Origin of the sequence: Campylobacter sp. MIT 99-7217 (genome assembly GCF_006864365.1) — a bacterium.
In the GTDB taxonomy this organism is placed as follows: Bacteria; Campylobacterota; Campylobacteria; order Campylobacterales; family Campylobacteraceae; genus Campylobacter_D.
Window position 1 is genome coordinate 146,078 of sequence record NZ_QHLJ01000001.1, and the last position, 18,583, is coordinate 164,660.

The 18,583-nt window shown below is 32.1% G+C and carries 24 protein-coding genes; 14 read left to right on the plus strand and 10 right to left on the minus strand.

Annotated elements, in window-relative coordinates; all coding sequences use genetic code 11:
* Positions 1 to 2: 2 nt before the first annotated feature.
* Genes DMB92_RS00770 through glmU form a run of 3 tightly spaced genes read right to left on the minus strand, consistent with a single transcriptional unit; the run spans position 3 to position 3,078 of the window.
* Complete coding sequence (locus tag DMB92_RS00770) at positions 3 to 623, minus strand: hypothetical protein (RefSeq protein ID WP_142681136.1); 621 nt, start codon at positions 621 to 623, stop codon at positions 3 to 5.
* Positions 624 to 625: 2 nt separating this feature from the next.
* A complete protein-coding gene (gene coaBC / locus DMB92_RS00775) occupies positions 626 to 1,786 on the minus strand; it encodes a bifunctional phosphopantothenoylcysteine decarboxylase/phosphopantothenate--cysteine ligase CoaBC (protein ID WP_142681137.1) in 1,161 nt (386 codons plus the stop codon).
* Positions 1,783 to 3,078, minus strand: a complete 1,296-nt coding sequence (gene glmU, locus DMB92_RS00780; protein WP_142681138.1) for a bifunctional UDP-N-acetylglucosamine diphosphorylase/glucosamine-1-phosphate N-acetyltransferase GlmU — start codon at positions 3,076 to 3,078, stop codon at positions 1,783 to 1,785. Before glmU ends, coaBC begins: the two co-directional genes overlap by 4 nt.
* Before the next feature lie 162 nt (positions 3,079 to 3,240).
* On the opposite strand from glmU, the gene fliP reads away from it, so the two are divergent.
* The 3 genes from fliP (at position 3,241) to DMB92_RS00795 (ending at position 5,331) form a co-directional block, all read left to right on the plus strand.
* A complete protein-coding gene (fliP, locus tag DMB92_RS00785) occupies positions 3,241 to 3,978 on the plus strand; it encodes a flagellar type III secretion system pore protein FliP (RefSeq protein ID WP_142681139.1) in 738 nt (245 codons plus the stop codon).
* 63 nt (positions 3,979 to 4,041) lie between these two features.
* Positions 4,042 to 4,548, plus strand: coding sequence for a DUF4149 domain-containing protein (locus tag DMB92_RS00790; protein ID WP_142681140.1), 507 nt, complete (start codon positions 4,042 to 4,044; stop codon positions 4,546 to 4,548).
* Positions 4,549 to 4,575: 27 nt separating this feature from the next.
* A complete protein-coding gene (locus tag DMB92_RS00795) occupies positions 4,576 to 5,331 on the plus strand; it encodes a flagellin (protein ID WP_142681141.1) in 756 nt (251 codons plus the stop codon).
* A 48-nt stretch (positions 5,332 to 5,379) separates the two neighbouring features.
* Here DMB92_RS00795 and DMB92_RS09460 read toward each other — a convergent pair whose 3' ends face one another.
* Both DMB92_RS09460 and DMB92_RS00805 read right to left on the minus strand, forming a co-directional pair.
* Positions 5,380 to 6,747 carry a methyl-accepting chemotaxis protein gene (locus DMB92_RS09460; protein ID WP_142681142.1) on the minus strand — a complete coding sequence of 456 codons (1,368 nt, stop codon included), beginning with the start codon at positions 6,745 to 6,747 and terminating at the stop codon, positions 5,380 to 5,382.
* 8 nt (positions 6,748 to 6,755) lie between these two features.
* Complete coding sequence (locus tag DMB92_RS00805; protein WP_142681143.1) at positions 6,756 to 7,256, minus strand: PAS domain-containing protein; 501 nt, start codon at positions 7,254 to 7,256, stop codon at positions 6,756 to 6,758.
* A 168-nt stretch (positions 7,257 to 7,424) separates the two neighbouring features.
* Between DMB92_RS00805 and DMB92_RS00810 the strand changes: the two genes are divergently transcribed.
* From DMB92_RS00810 to rpsR, 9 genes are all read left to right on the plus strand, one after another.
* Positions 7,425 to 8,120: a tRNA1(Val) (adenine(37)-N6)-methyltransferase gene (locus DMB92_RS00810; protein ID WP_260604692.1), complete on the plus strand. Its 696-nt coding sequence runs from the start codon at positions 7,425 to 7,427 to the stop codon at positions 8,118 to 8,120.
* Positions 8,113 to 8,481: a YkgJ family cysteine cluster protein gene (locus DMB92_RS00815; RefSeq protein WP_142681145.1), complete on the plus strand. Its 369-nt coding sequence runs from the start codon at positions 8,113 to 8,115 to the stop codon at positions 8,479 to 8,481. The genes DMB92_RS00810 and DMB92_RS00815 overlap by 8 nt, the downstream gene beginning before the upstream one ends.
* Positions 8,460 to 9,767 carry a tetratricopeptide repeat protein gene (locus DMB92_RS00820; RefSeq protein ID WP_142681146.1) on the plus strand — a complete coding sequence of 436 codons (1,308 nt, stop codon included), beginning with the start codon at positions 8,460 to 8,462 and terminating at the stop codon, positions 9,765 to 9,767. The genes DMB92_RS00815 and DMB92_RS00820 overlap by 22 nt, the downstream gene beginning before the upstream one ends.
* The gene (trpC, locus tag DMB92_RS00825) at positions 9,768 to 10,556 is read left to right on the plus strand and encodes an indole-3-glycerol phosphate synthase TrpC (protein WP_142681147.1); all 789 of its coding nucleotides are present in this window, start codon (positions 9,768 to 9,770) and stop codon (positions 10,554 to 10,556) included. It begins immediately after the preceding gene.
* Positions 10,556 to 11,035, plus strand: a complete 480-nt coding sequence (locus tag DMB92_RS00830) for an HIT domain-containing protein (RefSeq protein WP_142681148.1) — start codon at positions 10,556 to 10,558, stop codon at positions 11,033 to 11,035. The genes trpC and DMB92_RS00830 overlap by 1 nt, the downstream gene beginning before the upstream one ends.
* 80 nt (positions 11,036 to 11,115) lie before the next feature.
* Positions 11,116 to 11,556 carry a copper resistance protein CopD gene (locus DMB92_RS00835; RefSeq protein ID WP_142681149.1) on the plus strand — a complete coding sequence of 147 codons (441 nt, stop codon included), beginning with the start codon at positions 11,116 to 11,118 and terminating at the stop codon, positions 11,554 to 11,556.
* 92 nt (positions 11,557 to 11,648) lie between these two features.
* Entirely contained in the window at positions 11,649 to 12,023 is a 375-nt protein-coding gene (gene rpsF / locus DMB92_RS00840) for a 30S ribosomal protein S6 (protein WP_142681150.1), read from the plus strand.
* A gap of 10 nt (positions 12,024 to 12,033) precedes the next feature.
* Positions 12,034 to 12,540 carry a single-stranded DNA-binding protein gene (locus DMB92_RS00845; RefSeq protein WP_142681151.1) on the plus strand — a complete coding sequence of 169 codons (507 nt, stop codon included), beginning with the start codon at positions 12,034 to 12,036 and terminating at the stop codon, positions 12,538 to 12,540.
* An 11-nt stretch (positions 12,541 to 12,551) separates the two neighbouring features.
* The gene (gene rpsR, locus DMB92_RS00850) at positions 12,552 to 12,812 is read left to right on the plus strand and encodes a 30S ribosomal protein S18 (protein WP_142681152.1); all 261 of its coding nucleotides are present in this window, start codon (positions 12,552 to 12,554) and stop codon (positions 12,810 to 12,812) included.
* Between the two features lie 8 nt (positions 12,813 to 12,820).
* On the opposite strand, the gene DMB92_RS00855 is transcribed toward rpsR, so the two are convergent.
* From DMB92_RS00855 to fliW, 5 genes are read right to left on the minus strand one after another with little or no spacing between them, the layout of a single operon-like run.
* Positions 12,821 to 13,273, minus strand: coding sequence for a hypothetical protein (locus tag DMB92_RS00855; protein ID WP_142681153.1), 453 nt, complete (start codon positions 13,271 to 13,273; stop codon positions 12,821 to 12,823).
* Positions 13,270 to 13,977: a hypothetical protein gene (locus DMB92_RS00860; protein WP_142681154.1), complete on the minus strand. Its 708-nt coding sequence runs from the start codon at positions 13,975 to 13,977 to the stop codon at positions 13,270 to 13,272. The genes DMB92_RS00855 and DMB92_RS00860 overlap by 4 nt, the downstream gene beginning before the upstream one ends.
* Entirely contained in the window at positions 13,961 to 14,272 is a 312-nt protein-coding gene (locus DMB92_RS00865) for a type II secretion system protein (RefSeq protein ID WP_142681155.1), read from the minus strand. The genes DMB92_RS00860 and DMB92_RS00865 overlap by 17 nt, the downstream gene beginning before the upstream one ends.
* Positions 14,269 to 15,003, minus strand: a complete 735-nt coding sequence (locus DMB92_RS00870; protein WP_142681156.1) for a pyrroline-5-carboxylate reductase — start codon at positions 15,001 to 15,003, stop codon at positions 14,269 to 14,271. The genes DMB92_RS00865 and DMB92_RS00870 overlap by 4 nt, the downstream gene beginning before the upstream one ends.
* Before the next feature lie 3 nt (positions 15,004 to 15,006).
* Positions 15,007 to 15,399 carry a flagellar assembly protein FliW gene (gene fliW / locus DMB92_RS00875; protein ID WP_142681157.1) on the minus strand — a complete coding sequence of 131 codons (393 nt, stop codon included), beginning with the start codon at positions 15,397 to 15,399 and terminating at the stop codon, positions 15,007 to 15,009.
* A gap of 125 nt (positions 15,400 to 15,524) precedes the next feature.
* Between fliW and bamD the strand changes: the two genes are divergently transcribed.
* Together bamD and lon are read left to right on the plus strand one after the other, a co-directional pair.
* A complete protein-coding gene (bamD, locus tag DMB92_RS00880) occupies positions 15,525 to 16,166 on the plus strand; it encodes an outer membrane protein assembly factor BamD (protein WP_260604717.1) in 642 nt (213 codons plus the stop codon).
* Positions 16,167 to 16,178: 12 nt separating this feature from the next.
* Complete coding sequence (gene lon, locus DMB92_RS00885) at positions 16,179 to 18,557, plus strand: endopeptidase La (RefSeq protein ID WP_142681159.1); 2,379 nt, start codon at positions 16,179 to 16,181, stop codon at positions 18,555 to 18,557.
* The last annotated feature ends 26 nt before the right edge of the window (positions 18,558 to 18,583 follow it).

The following is an 18,583-nucleotide window of genomic DNA, read 5'->3' on the forward strand; positions in this document are numbered from 1 at the left end:
TTTTAGCCTTTAAAATCTAGGAGTTTTTGAAATTCAAAAAAAGCTTTGACATTTTTATCATAAATAAGTTCTATATCACTATGTGAGCTTAAAAACTCTCCTACCTTATTAAAAGGAGTATGCAAGCTTTTTTTATCATCTTGCATGAGTAGTTTTAAGCCGCCAAAAACATTAAAATACAAAAAAAGTTCGGCGTATTTTTGTTTTTTTCTAAGTTGAAACAAACAAGGCTTATTTTCGAACACAAAAGGGATATGATAGATATTTTCAAAGCTAGCAAAAAGCATTTCTTTATAAATTTTAAAACTCTCTTTATCTTTTGAGTTGATTAAAGCTTCGATGATAAAGCTTTTAAAGTCAAATTTTTGCTCCAAAAGTTTGATGATAAGCTCAAGTCCTTCTTCAAAAAAAGGAATTTTAGGAATTCTGGTTAAATTTTTAAAGCTTGTAATCCCACCTTTTTCATTGTAAAGTTCAGCTAAATATTCTGAATTTAAGTCAAGTTCTATCATGCTTTTGGTATGAATTTTTTGATGATTTAAAAGTAGGGTATAGCGGTTGTAACCTGATTTTTCAATCACCTTTATGTGTATTGGCAGAGTTGAATTAATCAGCTTATGCATACTTAGAGTTCTTTACAAAGTTTAGCAAGCACAAAAGCAAGCTCCTTTTTGCTTTTGCGTCCTGAATGAACAACCTTATCTTTAGTGATAAAATCTAGTTCATTAAAATCAGATCCAAAGATATCTTTATCATGACTTAAGATATTTAGGCAAATCATATCAAGCCCTTTTTTATCAAGACTTTTTTTAGCGTGTTCTAGGGCATTTTTTTGATCAAGTTCTACCTTAAAGCCGATTTTTTTACCCTGTATTTTGAAGTTTTCTAGTAGGTCCTTACTATGTTTGAGGTGTAAATTTAAGCCTTTTGGATGCTCATCTTTTTTGATTTTTCCATCTATTTTTTCGCAGGTAAAATCACTTACAGCAGCTGCCATGATCAAAAAATCACATTCTTTGTGTAAATTCATTAAATTTTCAAGCTCATCAACACTTTCAAAATGAGCTATTTCGTAAGGAACTTCAAATTCTACACTGCTTAAAAAAGTTACCCTAGCACCAAGAAGATGAAAAGCATCAGCAACTGCTTTTGCCATTTTTCCACTTGAAAAATTGCTCATACAACGAACATCATCTATCTTTTCTTTTGTACCACCTCCTGTAACGAGGACTTTTTTATCCTTAAAAAATTCTTCTTTAAAAAGTTGTCTTTTACACTCGTATAAAATTTGAGTTGTATTTGCTAAAGCTCCTACGCCTTTATCTTTGCAAGCAAGCATTTTATGAACAGGATAGACTATGGAAGCTCCATGTTTTTCTAAGAGTTCTAAAGATCTTTGCGTGCTAAAGTGCAAAAACATATTGGTATTTGCAGCAGGAGCTATAACTAAAGGAAGTTTTGAAGCTGCGATGAGGGTTTGCATGAAAAGATTATCAGCTATTCCTGAGGCAAGCTTGTTGATAGAATTTATGGTTGCAGGAGCAAATACAACTAAATCACAATCCTTACTAAAAGAAATATGATTAAATTTCTTGCTCCAGCTTTCATTTTCAGAACACAAAACTCCATCACTCAAAGCTTCAAAGCTTAGTCTTGAGCCAAATTTTAAGGCTCCATCGCTAAGTAAAACCTTGATTTTAAACCCTTCTTTCTTAAAAAGAGAGATCAACTCATAAGCTTTGTAAAATGCTATGCTACCACTTACAGCAAGAAGTATAGTTTTCATTCTTTTTTTCCAAATTTTTGATAAAAATAATCTTTAATGATCTGCCCCTGAGCCCTACTGATAAACAAAGAGCCTTTAGGGATATTTGTACTAACGCAACTTCCAGCAGCTATAAGAACATCATCTTCTATAACCACAGGGGCTATGAGCTGTGTATCTGAGCCTATGAAAGCATTTTTACCGATTTTAGTTGGGTGTTTTTTGAGACCATCGTAATTACAAGTTATGGTTCCACAGCCTATATTTGTCCCCTCATCTATCTCACAATCACCCAAATAGCTTAAATGCCCAGCCTTAACCTTATATAGTTTTGCATTTTTGCACTCAACAAAATTACCGATATGAGTATCTACGATCTCGCATTTTGGACGCACATGTGCTAGAGGACCTATATCTGAGTTTTTGATTATAGAATTTTCTACAACACTTGAACTTTTAATGATGGAATTTTCAATGAAGCTTTTCCCCTCTAAACGCACGCTTTCATAAATTTCGCATTCTCCCTTAAATTCGACATCAGCTCCTATGAAGCTTGTTTGTGGCAAATGAAAGATCACGCCTTGCTCAGCCCAATGTTTTTTGATACGCTCTTGCATTAAATTTTCTGCCCTTGCAAGCTCAAATTTATCATTTACGCCCATAAATTCATCTTCATCAACATAGACAGGATTAACCTGAATGCCTTTTTCTACGGCAAGTTTTACACTATCTGTGAGGTAGTATTCTTTAGAGGCATTTTGGTTGTTGATTTGAGGGAGTAGTTCTTTTAAAATTTGAGTATCTATACTATAAACTCCAGCATTACAAATTTGTAATGCCTTTTCACTTTCGCTAGCATCTTTAAATTCGACGATTTTTTGAACTTTTTTATTTTCTATGATAACTCTTCCGTAGTTTTTGGCATTTTGTGTTTGAAAGACCGCTAAAGAAAAAGAAGAATTTTGATCACTTAAAGTTTTTAAACTTGTCGTTTGAATCAAGGGCATGTCCCCACATAAGATAAGAACCTTATCTCCTTTTGGCATGTAGTTTTTTACCGCTCCAGCAGTTCCTGGAAAATTTTGCAAATCTTGTTCTATAAATTGCGTTTGAGGATAGGCTTTTTTGATTTCTTCTTCTATATTTTCTTTTTGGTAAGAAAGCACAACGCTTACATCATCACTGATTTGAAATGCTTGTTTTAAGATATGTAAAATCATACTTTTTCCGCAAAGTTCTTGTAAAACTTTGGGTTTGTTTGATTTCATTCTTGTGCCAAGTCCAGCTGCTAAAATCAAAACGGAAATTTTCATCATTAAAGCCTTTAATAAAATTATTGTAATTCTAACAATTTAAAGTAAAAATTATGCTAAGTTTAAAATGAAAAATTATCTTATTTTTTAAAACTTAACCCAAATTTCAGTGTGTAAATATTACAATTACATTTTTTAAATTTAAGAGTTGGGTTATAAATTTTGAAGCTAGTTTTTTTATTTTTAGTAAGCTCTGTTTTACTTTTTGCAGCACCTGAGGCGACTATTCCTACCGTAAATTTAAGCTTAAGCGCTCCAAATAACCCTCAACAACTCGTAACCACTTTAAATATCATCATTGTTTTGACCATACTAGCACTAGCGCCAACGATCATTTTTATCATGACTTCTTTTTTGCGTTTGATTGTTGTGTTTTCTTTTTTAAGACAGGCTATGGGAACGCAAACTATGCCGCCAAATGTGGTTTTGATGACCATGGCTTTGATCTTAACCTTTTTTATCATGGAGCCAGTAGCTACAAAGTCTTATAATGAAGGGATTAGACCATATCTAGCTGAGCAAATAGGCTATGAAGAAGCCTTTGAAAGAGGTGTTAAACCTTTTAAAGAATTTATGATAAAAAACACAAGGGAAAAGGATCTTGCTCTTTTTTATCGCATAAGAGATCTGCCAAATCCTCAAACCGTTGATGATGTTCCACTCACTATCATTGTGCCTGCTTTTATGATTTCAGAGCTTAAAACTGCTTTCGAGATAGGATTTTTGATTTATTTGCCTTTTTTAGTCATTGATATGGTTGTAAGTTCAGTTTTGATGTCTATGGGTATGATGATGCTTCCTCCTGTTATGATTTCTCTGCCCTTTAAACTTTTGATTTTTGTGCTTGTTGATGGGTGGAATTTGCTCATTCAAAAACTTGTTGAAAGTTTTGTATATTAGCTAAATTTACTCTTTTTTCTTATAATACGCCTTAGTATATTGATATTATTTTAAGGAAAAATTATGAACGCTTTTAAGTCTATTTATTTATTTTTGCTCGCAGCTGTGGCTGGTATAGAGCTTTTTAGTGGTATTGTTGTTGCTTCTGCTGTATTTTACACGCCTTTATCTTTAGAGGATACGCCTGTAATTGATTTTTTTGGAAGAGGACTTATCATGGGGCAAATTTTTTATAAACTTGCTTTTGTTATTCTCGCAGTTTCTCTTTTTAGCGTGATTTATGAGCTATTTGCCTTGAGGCAAAATTATACAAAATTTGAAAAAATTTTAAAAATTTTACTCGTTTTGGCAATCTTGGCACTATCTTTGCTTTTTTTGTTTTATTACACACAACCTATGGTTTATTTACAAACTGAGATTTTGCAAGGAATCAAAAGTGTAGATGTTTTAGCCTCAGATGAGTTTAAAACTTTACATAAACAAAGCGAGTTGTGTGTTAAGGTGCTTTTGGTTTTACAAGTGATCTTGTTTTTCTTAAGCTATAAATCAGTCAAGAAAGAGTATAATTAATCAAGCTTTAAATGTAAGGAGTTTTACATGACAGTCAATAACAATCCAACAGCTTTACAACAAAATAGCTATCTTAGTCAGGCTCAAAAGTCTTCAGAAAAGGCTTTAGGTAATATCGCTGCCATTCGTGCTATCAGTGGGGTCGATAATGCTGATTTAGCCATAGCTGATTCTTTAAGGTCTCAATCAAGCACTATTGATCAAGGTGTAGCAAATGCTTATGATGCGATCGGTGTTTTACAGATTGCTGATTCGAGTTTATCGCAGATTACACAGAGTGCAGATAGGTTAAATGAGCTTTCCGTTCAAATGAATAGTGCTGTTTTGAACGATAAACAAAAAGATATGCTTTACACTCAAGCTACTGCTATCATCGGTTCAATCAATGATGCTTTTAATAATGCTCAGTATAATGGAAAAAATGTTTTTCAAACTATGGATTTTGTTGTTGGGGTTGATTCAGTAGAAACAACAAATCTTAATCCTGTTAATACTACAGGTTTGAGTTTGGATAACCAAGAGGGAATTCAAAATTTTTCCGATCAGGTTTCAAGACTAAGAGCTGATATTGGTGCTGGGATAAATGCTATCACTTCAAATATCAATTCAAGTGTCCAAGCAAGCGTCAATGTTAAGGCAGCTGAGGGTAGCTTGCTTAATGATGATGTGGCTCAAAATGTGAGCGATTTTGATGCAGGATATTTAAAGCAAAACTCCACAGCCTTTGCTATGGCTCATCAAAATGAAGTTCTTCAAAGTAAAATAGCTACCTTACTTCAATAATCTTTATATCAAAGCCCCTTTTATAAGGGCTTTGACTTTTTTATTTTTTCAGAGTTTGAGTTTAGATAAGATTTCCCCACTTTGTTGCTCTAAAATTTTGATATTTTCGATGATTTTATTATAAGAGTTTTGATCTATAGTTTCTTTGGCAAGTTTTGATGATTCTTGAGCACAGTTTTCTAAAAGTTTCTTGCATTGGTTAAAGTGTTCTTTGGATATCAAAGTAATGATGAGATTTTTAATCTTTGTATTATCATTTAAGATAGCAAATGAATCTTCTTCTTCAAAATCTTGACCACTATTAAGATTTAAATATAAATGTGATTTATAAAGTATATGGTTGATTCTTGTGGTGCATAGCATTAAATTTTGTGCGAATATACTGAATTCTTGCAGTAAGTTTTTATTATTTGTTTCAATATTTTCAAAGCTTTCATTAAAGTCTGTAAGCTGTTCTTGAGACTTTGAAGTGATCTCAAAGACTTCTTCTGTATTATGTTTGATTTCGGAAAAATCTTGTTGCATAGTTTTTATAGTCATTGAAATTTCATTTGTGGATTTTTGTGTTCTTTCGGCAAGTTTTTTAATCTCTTCAGCTACAACAGAAAAGCCCTTTCCATGAACCCCTGCACGAGCTGCTTCAATAGCTGCATTAAGTGCCAAAAGATCGGTTTGCTTTGCTATATCATTGATAATGTCGATGATAGAGGTAATACTTTTGGAATTTTGAACAAAATTTTCAACTCTGCTTTTGTTTGAATTTGACATTTCGCTTAGGGTATTGATATTTTGACTTAAAATTTGAATACTTTGTCTACTTTGTTCTGAAGTTGTTGAGTTAAGATCAATGATATGAGAAATATTATCCATGGAAATAATCTCAGCATTTAAGGTATTTGAAATTTTTGAAAGATCTTTGTTTTGATTATTTAGACTAAGATCAAGCAAGGCTTTTGAAAGTGCATTTGGAAAGTGGGATTTTGATGTTTCTTCTATATTTTTTAAGGAAGTATTTATAAAATTAATATTTTGTGAAAAAATTCCTTTTAATCCTTGAGACAAAGCTTTTCTATAAAATTCATTATGACTAGAGCAAGAAATAGAGGTATTGATTTCTCGAAGATAAGCCTCAAGATGATCAATAGCGTTATTTATATTGTCGCAAATACCTTTTAGATGAGGATTATAGGCTCTAAAATAAATGATTCTTTCGTTAAATTCTCCATCTTTGAGATTTTGAGATAGGGCTAAAAGTTTTTTAATGATCTTTGAATCACTAAGATATAAATAAGCAAGGATTGCGTTAAAACCAAAAGCAATGCAAATAAAGCTTAAGGTAAGATAATTTTGAAAAATTATAGCCAAGATTAAAACACAGATATAAAAAGCAAAAAGCAAATAAAAAACTATTTTCATGTTTATTCCTAAAGACTATTTTCTTGTAAGCGAAATATAAGCTCATTGTAGCTCATTTTGTAAGATCTAACTATATCAAAAAGTGCTTTTGCAGAACCTTTCATTCCTTCTTTTTTTTCTATATTTATTAAGTCGGTGTAAATAGTTTCTATCAGTTTGACAGCCTCTAAATTTGGAGCTCGTCTTACAGAATAATACCCTATGATATTTTTATTCATATCAAAAGAAGGTGTGATATTTGCAAATACCCAATAAAAATCATTTTCTTTCGTTTTATTTTTAACAAAGGCAAAAAATTCTTTCCCGCCTTGAATTTGCTCCCATAATGCCTTATAAGCAATCTTTGGCATATCAGGATGTCTTAAGATATTATGGTTTTTAAACAAAAGATCTTTCAGTTTATAGCCTGAGTATTTTATAAAATCATCATTTGCATAAGTAATAAAACCCTTAGTATCAGTTTTTGATGTGATCAGTGTATCTGCCTCAAGGTAAATTTGCTGGTTCATGAGCGTTTATCCTCAAATAAAGTAAAATTAGGAAAATTTACGAGTTATATTTTAACACAAAAAAGTAAAATATTTCAAACTCACGATAATTTAAGAATATAAATTAAAATTATATTTAATTTACCTTAATTTATTAGAATTTGTTCCAAATAAAATAAATGTCAGTTGATGAAAACTATACACATTAAGCAAGTAAAAAAAGGTTATCGCTATAATACCTACTCTTTGATACTTTATGATTTTGCAAGGAGTTTGCAACCCAAAAATGAACTTTTGGATATAGGTTGTGGTTGTGGTATTGTGGGTATTTTATTGAAAAATGAATTCAAAGATGTGAGGCTTCATTTGCTTGATATTGATAAAGCTAATTGCGAGCTAGCAAGGTATAATCTTAGCCAAAATGACTTGGAAGCTGAGGTGCTTTGCAAGGATTTTACTTGCTTTAAAAGTGAGAAAAAATTTGATTTTTTGGTTTGTAATCCTCCTTTTTATAGACAAGGGGCGTTAAAAACTTCAAATTTGCAGGAAAATCAAAGTAAATTTCAAGAATTTTTACCCTTTGATGCCTTGTTGAGTTCTGTAAATTTGATTATCAAGCCTTTGGGAAGATTTGTTTTTTGCTATGAGGCTACGGCTTTAGATATGCTTTGTATGAGTTTGAGGGAAAAAAAATTTAAGATTGTTAAAATGCAGTTTGTGCATAGTGATACGCACAAAAAAGCAAAACTCGTTCTTATCGAAGCAAGAAAGGGCGTTAAAAGCATGTGCGAAATTTTACCTCCTTTTTTTGTTTTAAAAGAGGGAATAAAAAGCAAGATGATGCGAGAGCTTGAAGAAAGGTTAAATATAATTAGCGATGATTAAAAATGAAGATTTTGATTATGCTTTTGATGAGAGCGCTTGCAAGGCTTGTGGAGGCAAGTGTTGCACGGGAGAAAGTGGTTATATTTTTGCCGATGAAGAAGAGCTTGAAAAAATAAGAATTTTTTTAAATTTAGAAAAAGAAGAGTTTCAAAAAAGTTTTTTAAAGAAAATTGGGATAAAATATAGCTTTAAAGAAGTGAAATTTGAAGATGGTTTTGCTTGCATTTTCTTTGATCAAAACAAGCGAAATTGTAGTATTTACGAATTTCGTCCTAGACAATGTAAGACTTTTCCATTTTGGAAATACTATAAAACACATAAAGAGGAACTACAAAAAGAATGTATAGGGGTTTATTTTTAGGGATATGTTTGTTGTTTTGTGCTTGTGCAAAACATGAATCCATAGCAGGTGTTCAAGATAATAATTTTACAGGACTTTCTTTTAAGCCAAGTAAGGAGTATTATTTTGATCAAGAGATGATGAAAGCGTATGCTTATGAGTTTTCAGGCGAGTATGCTCAAGCTGTAGATATTTATAAAAAGCTCTTTTTAGAGTATGAAAATTCTCTTTTGCTTGAGAGTGCTTTTCTTATCAGTCTTAATAACAACTTGCCATCAAAAAATGAGCTAAATCAAATGGCGAGTAAGTATTGGGATAAGAACTTAAATTTGGCAAGATTGAGTGCTTTTTATTATCTTTCAAATGGAGATTTAAACAAAGCTGAAGCCTTGCTCAATAAAACCTTGATCAAAGAAAAAGACACGAGAACATATGAGCTTTTGGGCGATATTTATGTGCAGAAAAGAGATTTTAATAAGGCTTTAAATTATTATCATCTAGCAAGAAAAAATTTAGAAGCTAATGACTTGCAAGTAGAAAATCTCACGATAAAAATTGCTGAAGTACAAATTTTTTCAGGAAATAAAAACAAAGCCAAACAAGAACTTCAAGCCTATATCAAACAAAATTCTTGCACACCAAAAATTTGTATATTTTTGGCTAAAATGTATAGTGATGAAAATAATATAAAGGGCTTAAAAAACCTTTATATAAAGCTTTATGAAGCAACTTTAGACGAAAAGATTATCTATGGTTTGATTGAAATTTTAATCCAAGAAGAAAACTATCAAGAAGCCTTAAATTTAAGCCTCAAATATGAACTCAATGATGAACTTGTTTTGTTTTTATATCAAGGTTTAAAAAGGATTGATGAAGCCTATATGCTGGCTTTGAAAATTTATAATGAAAAAAAAGATAAAAAATACTTACTTTTAGCGGCTGTGCTTGAGTTTGAAAGAGCCACAGAAAAAAAACAAATCGATGATAAGGTTTTAAAATCAACGATTTTAAAATTTGAAGAGGGTATTGATGAAAATAGTGAGTCAATGTATCTTAATTATTATGGATATTTGTTGATTGATTATGATCTTGACATTAAAAAAGGTATAAAACTCGTTGAAAGAGCCTTAGAGGTAGAGCCTGATAATTTTTACTATATGGATTCTTTGGCTTGGGGGTATTATAAGCTTAAAGATTGCAACAAAGCAAGGGATATTATGCTTCAAACCTTACATGATGAAGAGTTTGCAAATATCAAGGAAACCAAAGATCATGTCAAAGCAATTAGCGAGTGTGTGACAAAATAAATGATACTTGAAGATATTTTCAGACAAAGCAAACAAGATCTTGAACGCACAAAAGAAAAAGTAAGTTTTAAGCACTTGGAAAAAAAATTTGAAGAGCTTAGTTTTAGGAAAAATCCAAAAGATATTTGCACCTTGCTTAGAAAAAATCCTCATAAAATAAATATCATCGCTGAGGTTAAAAAAGCAAGTCCTAGCAAGGGCGTTATAAGAGAGGATTTTAAACCCCTGCAAATTGCTTTAAATTACGCTTCTAACTCAGCTTGTGCTATTTCTGTTTTAACAGAGTCTCATTTTTTTCAAGGAGAGCTTTCTTTTTTGCAAGAAATTCGTAAAAGTGTTGATATTCCTTTACTTAGAAAGGATTTTATTTTTGATTTGTATCAAATTTTACAAAGTGCGGTTTGTGGGGCTGATTTTATTTTGCTTATTGCTAAAATGCTTGATGAAAAGAGCTTGAAAAATTTATTTGAATATGCTAGAAATTTAGGCTTAGAAGTGCTTTTTGAAGTGCATTCAAAAGAAGATTTACAAAAGGCTTTTTTTGCAGGAGCAAATATCATAGGTATAAATCATAGGGATTTGAATGATTTTTCCATGAATATGAGCCTTTGCGAAGAACTTATGCAAGATATCCCCAAGGATAAAATCATCGTTGCTGAAAGTGGGCTTGATGATAGAAATATCCACAAACTTGATGATTTGGGCGTTGATGCCTTTTTGATAGGTGAATATTTAATGAGGGAAAAAGATGAAGGCTTGGCACTTTCAAAGCTTAAGAGGAGGCTTTGATGCAGTATTTATACGCACCTTGGAGATCGCAGTATTTTAGTAAAGAAAAAGATATATGTCCTTTTTGTTTAGATCAAAGAAATTTAAGTAATGAAGAAATGGGAGTGATTTTTAGGGCTAAATTTTGCTTTGGGATCATGAATGCTTATCCTTATTCTCCAGCTCATTTTATGGTTGTTCCTTATTTGCATGAAGAAAATATAGAAAATTTAGACCCACAAACTTGGCAAGAAATGAGTAAATATGTCCAAAAAGGTGTTCAAATTTTAAAAGAGCAAGTTCATGCCAAGGGTGTAAATATAGGAATGAATTTAGGTGAGCAAGCAGGTGCTGGCATTGCCAAACATTGTCATTATCATCTTGTGCCAAGATGGTTTGGAGATACAAATTTCATCACAACTATCGCTGATACTAGGGTTTGTGGCAGAGATCTAAATGAAATTTATAAGAAACTTTGTTTTGCGTTTGGAGATTTATGATTATTAAAAATTAACTCTTATCAATTTTAAATTTGATAAAAGATGTTACAATCCATGAAAATTAACCAAAAAGGAAGCAAATGCAAGCAATCTACCCTTATTTTCTAACCATACATTTAATTTGTGCGATTATTTTTTTAGGTTTTATTTTTACTGATGTGGTGCTTTTGAGTAGAGTTAAAAAAGTTTTAGGAGAAGAACTTGGACAAAAGCTTATTCAAGTTGTTACCCAAAGAGGCGTTAAGATTATGCCTTTATGTGTGCTTTTACTTGTTTTAAGTGGCGGAGCTATGATAAGCCGTTATATCAGCTTTGAGAGTTTTTGGGATAGTCCTTTACAAAAACTTTTGATGATAAAATTATGCTTAGCCTTACTTATTGTTATTCTTGTTTTAAATGCCTTATTTCATAAGCTTATTCTCAAGAAACCAAATCCAATCGGTGCGTATACGCATATCATCGTTTTCGTGCTTGGTTTCGGAATCGTTGTATTAGCAAAGTTAGCTTTTTTTGTTAATTAGCTTAAATTCAGCAAAAATTTGCTACAATAAAGACTTGCTTTATGCAAAATCCTTGCCTGTGCAAATGGGCTATATATCCATAAGGAGAAAGAATGAGACATTATGAGGTTTTATTTATCTTAAAACCCACACTGACAGAAGAAGAAGTTAGTGCGAAGTTGGAATTTGTAAAAGAAATTCTTAGTAAAAATGGTGCAAGTATTGAAAGTGTTGTTGAGATGGGTACTAGAAAGCTTGCGTATAAGATCAAGAAGTATGAAAGAGGAACTTATTTCGTGATTTATTTTAAGGCAGAGCCTAGTTTGATCAACGAACTTGAAAGAGTTCTTAGAATCACTGAAGAGGTGATTAGATTTCTTATCGTCAAATATGAAAATAAAAAAGAAATCGCTGCTTGGGAAAAATTAAGTCATGGAATCAAGCAAACAAAGAAAGAAATCAAGCCCCTAGAGTCTCCTGAAGTTTAAGGAAAAAACTATGTTTAATAAGGTTGTTTTGGTAGGAAATTTAACAAGAGATATTGAGATGCGTTACACTCCATTAGGTGCAGCTATCGGATCTTCTGGTATTGCTGTTACGAGGAGATTTAATGCTTCAAGCGGAGAAAAAAAGGAAGAAACTTGTTTCATTGATATTACTTTCTTTGGTCGTTCTGCTGAGGTAGCAAATCAATACCTAAATAAGGGAAGTAAGGTTTTGATCGAGGGGAGATTAAAATTTGATCAGTGGAGTGATCAAAATGGACAAAATCGCTCTAAACATAGCGTTTATGTAGAAAGTATGGAGATGCTCGGTTCAAATCCTCAATCAAGCGGAAATTTTGGACAAAATCATAACCAAAAACAAAACCAAAATTACGATCCTTATGAAACAAGGGAAGCAAAAGTTTCTCAAGCTCGTCCTACCCAAAACTATCAAGAAGAAAAGATCAAAGAAATCGATATTGATGATTTTGATGATGATAAGACAGAATTACCATTTTAGAAGGAAAAATTATGGCAGAAAAAAGAAAATACTCACGCAAATATTGCAAATACACTGAAGCGAAAGTTGAATTTATTGATTACAAGGATACAGCGTTGCTAAAGTATGCTTTATCTGAAAGATTTAAAATCATGCCTCGTCGCTTGACAGGCACAAGCAAAAAATACCAAGAAATGGTAGAAGTTGCGATCAAAAGAGCTAGACATGTAGCTTTGATCCCTTATATCGTAGATCGTAAAAATGTAGTTACAAATCCTTTTGAGGGTTTATAATTTTTTACTCAGGGCTTAAAGCCTTGAGTAAAATTTGGATATATAACAAAGTTTTTACTGATAAAAATTTCTTCATTTACCGCTGTATCAGTATTTAAAAGCACGCTAACATTTACTATAATGCTAAAATCTTTGCTTAAATTCGCATCTGTATTTAAATTTACAAGTTTAAAATTTTTACACTCTGCCAAAGGATAAAAATAAGATATTTTAATTTTGTCATTTGCATTTGGATAATGAAATTCGACAAAATCCAAGCATTCTTTTTGAGCCTTTCTTGTTTCGTATAGAAAATATTTTGCAAGTTCTTTTGAGTCGCTTGCCAAAATTTGAGCTTGGGTATATAAAAATGTATCTTTTGTTTGTCTTGGAATATAACTTGAAGTATTTATGAGCAAGATCATAAGGCTTGAAAGTATAAGCAATATGAGTGTAAATACCAGCATGTAAGCTTTTTTCAAAGACTTATCCTTTCAAAGCAAGCAGGAGTAATTTTTTGATTATTTTCAAAAAGACAAAGTTTGATGATGAGATAATCATTTTGTTTTAAAATTTCAAAGCTTTGAACCCCATTTATCAGTAATGTTTTTTGTTTTAAGCTAGATTTAAGATGAGGCTCAAGCTCATAGTAAAGTTTCTCATCTTGTATAAAAAAATGAATTCTAGCTTCAATAAGCTTAAAAAAGCCCTCAAAAGAAGCATTATTAAAACTTATATTTTCATCATCAATAACACTAAGCTCATAAATTTGTTTTTTTGAAAGCGAGTAAAATAAGAGTGTATTATTTTTAAAGCCATAAAGATCTTGGTGATTTTTTAAAATCTGCAAAAGCTTAGCTTTAGGTACATAAAAATCAGTATGATTTTTTAGAATCAAAGAGGAGTTAGCGATAAAAATGTTTTGGTTTTTTTGCATGAGTAAATTTACTCTGTCCTCTAAGAAACAGCTTAAATCTTGAAAATTTATACTCTCTTTGAGGCAGTTTTGCAAGATTTTATCTATTTGTATAAGTGTAATATTTGCATTTTGAAAAGCGTTTATAAATTTTTCTTGAGAGTTTGTAAAATAAAAGAGATTTTTAAAAAGTATAAAAATAATACCTATAAGTAACGAGCTTATCACTAAAGCAAGTAGGCATTCAAATAAACTAAAAGCTTTTTTCATCTTTGAAAAATACCTCATAGTCTTGATTTTTTGGCTTTAGACTTTGAAGTTGAATATCTTGGGTCAAAAGCTCAAAAAGGATAAAATCTTGAATATTTGTTTTGATCTTGGTATCTGAGAGTTTTGCTTGCTTGTTGTAGAGTTGCATTTCGTTTTGTTTTATAAGTGAATGAAGATGAAGATTTTGTGAATTTTTGATAATCTGGGCATAAGAAAGATAAAAAAAACTAAAGATGATCCCTAAAATGATAATGCTAAAAAGTACTTCTACTAAAGAAAAAGCTCTTTTTATCATGAAGAGCTTGTAATAATGGCTTGCATGAGAGCCGATCTTAGCTTATGATCTTCTAAAATCTTTACACCTTTTATCGTAACTCCAGCAGGAGAGCAAATTTGTTCTTTTATCATCGCTGGGTGCTCGTGTTTAAGTAAGCTCGCAAGACTTTCAAAAATGCCTTGTGTAAGCTCATAACTTAAATTTTTATTAAGTCCTTGATAAACCCCTCCATTAGCAATGCTTTCTGCAATCATAGCTAAAAATGCAGGTGCACATCCACTAATAGCCATCGCAGCATTCATTTGCTCTTCGTTATCAAGCTCAACAGCCTTGCCAAAGGTATTTAAAATCTCAAGAATTTCTTCTTTAAATTGATCATTTTGCAGTATAAAAGGAGTGGTTGAGGTTTTAAATTTAGCAGCCATATTAGGCATGATCCTTGCGTAGTTTTGCGCCTTAAAACAGCTAAGTGTTTTAAGATCAGTATTTGCAAGAACTGAGATGATAAGCCTTGCTTCATCTTTGATCTTACTTGCAACACTTTGCAAAGCATAGGGTTTAAAAGCTAAGATAAGTATCTTGTCTTTTGCATTAAATTCATCATAAAGCAAGGTTTTAAAACCTTGCTCAGCCAAAGAAGCAAGCTTAAATTTTGTCCTACCTACGATAGTAACGCTATAACTATCTTTTAAGCCAAAGGCTAAAGCACTCGCCATAGCCCCATTAGCTAGGATATAAATTTCTTTCATATCTTATTTATGATGAAAATAATTTGAAATTTTATCTGCTTGAAAAAAGTCTGGATAATTCACACTATCTAAAATCACTTGAACCATAGAATTGTTATCCAAGTTGACAACAATAGGTGCAAGAAAATTAACACAAGAATCTTCCACAGTTTTGTTTAAAGCCACGATAACATAAACTTGATATTTTGTATTTTCATTGAGATTGAGTAATTCTTGATAATAAGTTGCCACTTCAAACTCATAATCAGTTCTAAGTAAGGTAGGATCTATCAAAACAAAATCAAAGTCCTGTCCATCAAGACTATGTAACCTAAAAAATATCTCATCAATAGGTTCAAGCTCCATATTTTTAGTATCTTCAAATCCCAAAATAGGACATTTAACGCTTAATTTCATCATTTTCTCCTTAGTATCTGTAAGATTATTCTAGCATAAATAAGCAATATTAATTCCAAAAATTTTAAATTATTTATTTTATTTGATTATAATTTCAAGAAAAATAAATAATTTTAGGCTAGTATATAATGAAAAATGCTTTCATAACATTGTTAATAGGACTTTTTTTCTTTGCTTGCAGTGCAAAAAATTCAGAAGATTTATATAATTTAAGTGCTATGCAGTGGTATAAACAAATCATTAAAGATTTACAAGATAGAGATCTAGAAAAAGCAGATTTGCATTATACTTCTATGTCTAGCGAGCATGTCGCTGATGCCTTGCTTGAACCTGTTTTGTTGATCTTGGCACAAGCTCATATTGATGAAGAAGAATACAAGCTTGCTGATTTTTATCTTGAAGAATACGCAAAAAAATTTGGAAGCTCAAAAAATTTAGACTTTATCCGCTATATGCAGATCAAGGCTAAATTTGAGTCCTTTACCCAGCCTTATAGGGATCAGGCTTTGTTGCTTGAGGGTTTAAAACAGATTGAAAATTTTTCTCAAAATTATCCTCAAACTCAGTTTGAACCTTTAATGAGTACTATGCTTACGAAATTTAAACTCGCTGTTTTCGTGCTTGATGAAAATATTGCTTCCTTATATAAAAGGATAGGTAAAGATGAAAGCTATGCTGTTTATGAAGAAAGACTTGCAAATTCTGAATTTAAGGATTCAAATATTATTAAGCCGAAAATATCTTGGTATAGACGAATTTTTGAATAAATAAGGAAAAAAATGCAAATACAAAACTCACAAACTTATCCTGCCTCGCTTCCTGTTTTAGTTGAAGATGAGCTTTTTTTGTATCCGTTTATGATCACGCCGATTTTTTTAGATGATGATCAAAATATCTCAGCCTTAAATTTAGCCCTTAAAGAAGATACGATGATCTTTGTTGCTCCGTCTAAATTTGAGGGTGCAAGAAGTTTTGATGAAATTTATGATTGTGGTGTTATTGGTACTATCATGCGTAAAGTTCCCTTGCCTGATGGACGGATTAAAATTTTATTTCAAGGCTTTTCTAAGGCAAAGATCGTTAAGAAAATTTCAAACAAACCCTTAAGAGCCCTTGTTGATCTTATTCATCAAAAGAGCATAGAAGCAAGTAAAAATGACGCCTTGCTTGGGGTTTTAAAAGAAAAAGTGAGAGTTTTGGCTGGAGTAAGTCATTATTTTTCTCCTGATTTATTAAGAACGATTGAAGAAGGCGTTGATGCTGAGAGGATTTGCGATCTTGTCTTAAATACTATCCGCATAAAAAAGCAAGTTGCTTATGAGTTTTTTATAGAAAATGATTTAGAGGTAAAAACCCTTAAGCTCATTGATTTGATAGCTGAAGAAATAGAAACAAGCAAGCTTCAAAAAGAGATCAAAAGCAAGGTGCATTCAAGGATAGATCAGGTTAATAAAGAGTATTTTTTAAAAGAGCAACTAAGACAAATTCAAAAAGAGCTTGGCTCTGATAACCAAAAAGAAGATGAAACAAGAGAGTATTATAAAAAGCTCGAGACAAAAAAAGCTTATATGCATGAAGACGCATATAAAGAAATCAAAAAGCAAATCGAAAAATTTGAAAGGATAAATCAAGATAATTCCGAAGCTTCCATGCTTCAAACCTATATCGAAACGGCTTTAGAAGTGCCTTTTGAAAAGGTGGCAAAGAAAAAGCTTGATATCAAAGAGGTTAGCAAACAGCTTAATGCTGATCACTACGCTTTAACCAAGCCAAAAGAGCGTATAGAGGAGTATTTTGCAGTTAGACAGCTCTTAGAAAAACGCAAGATCGAAGATAAGGACGGAGCAAAGGTTATTTTATGTTTATATGGACCTCCGGGAGTTGGTAAAACTTCTTTGGCAAATTCTGTGGCTAAGGCTTTAAAAAGGGAGCTTATACGCATAGCCTTAGGAGGGCTTGAAGATGTTAATGAGCTAAGAGGACATAGAAGAACTTATATCGGTGCTATGCCAGGACGCATTGTGCAAGGGCTTATAGAAGCAAAACAGATCAATCCTGTTGTCGTGCTTGATGAGATCGATAAGCTTAGTAGAAACTACAGAGGCGATCCAAGTGCCGTGCTTTTAGAAATTCTTGATCCTGAGCAAAATGTGAAATTTAGGGATTATTATTTAAATTTCAATATAGACTTAAGCAAGGTGATTTTCATCGCCACAGCTAATGATGTGAGCAATATCCCAAGTGCTTTAAGGGATAGAATGGAATTTATCGAGCTTAGCTCTTATACTCCAAGTGAAAAATTTGAAATCACCAAAAAATACCTTATCCCAGATGAGCTTAAAAAACACGGCTTAAAAGCAAGCGAACTTAGCGTTAGTAAAGAAGCTATAGAGCTTATCATCAGCGAATACACAAGAGAATCAGGCGTAAGAAATTTACGTAGGAAGATTTCTGAGCTTTGCCGTAAGGCTGTAAAGAAAATTCTTCTTGAAGAAAGTAAGAAAATTGCCATTACTCCAAAAAATTTACATGAGTTTTTAGATAAAAAGGCTTACGAGATAGAAAAGCAAGACGGAGAAAATAAAATCGGCGTTGTCAATGGTCTTGCTTGGACTGCTGTGGGTGGAGATGTGCTTAAGGTTGAGGCGATCAAGATCAAGGGCAAGGGCGAGCTTATGCTGACAGGAAGCTTGGGCGATGTGATGAAAGAATCAGCACGCATAGCCTTTAGTGTGATCAAGGTTTTGATCGATGAAAAGCAAGTGAAAGTGCCTAAAAGCTCCTTTTATAAAGAAAAAGAAAACATTTATGATCAATACAACCTACATATCCATGTTCCAGACGGAGCAACTCCTAAAGATGGACCAAGTGCGGGCATTACGATGTGTGTGGCTATTGCCTCAGTTTTTAGCGAAAAGAAAGTTAAATCAAGCGTTGCGATGACAGGCGAGGTGGATTTAACGGGTAGGGTTTTGCCTATAGGAGGCTTAAAAGAAAAGCTTATCGCTGCTTATAAGGCTGAGATCAAAACAGCTTTGATCCCTCAAAAAAACTATGATAGGGATTTAAAGGATATCCCAAATGAGGTTAAAGATAATATGCAAATCATTGCCGTAAAAAGCTTAGAAGAGGTTTTAGATCTTGCTTTGGAGAATTAAGCTCCCTTATAAATATAGAGTTTATA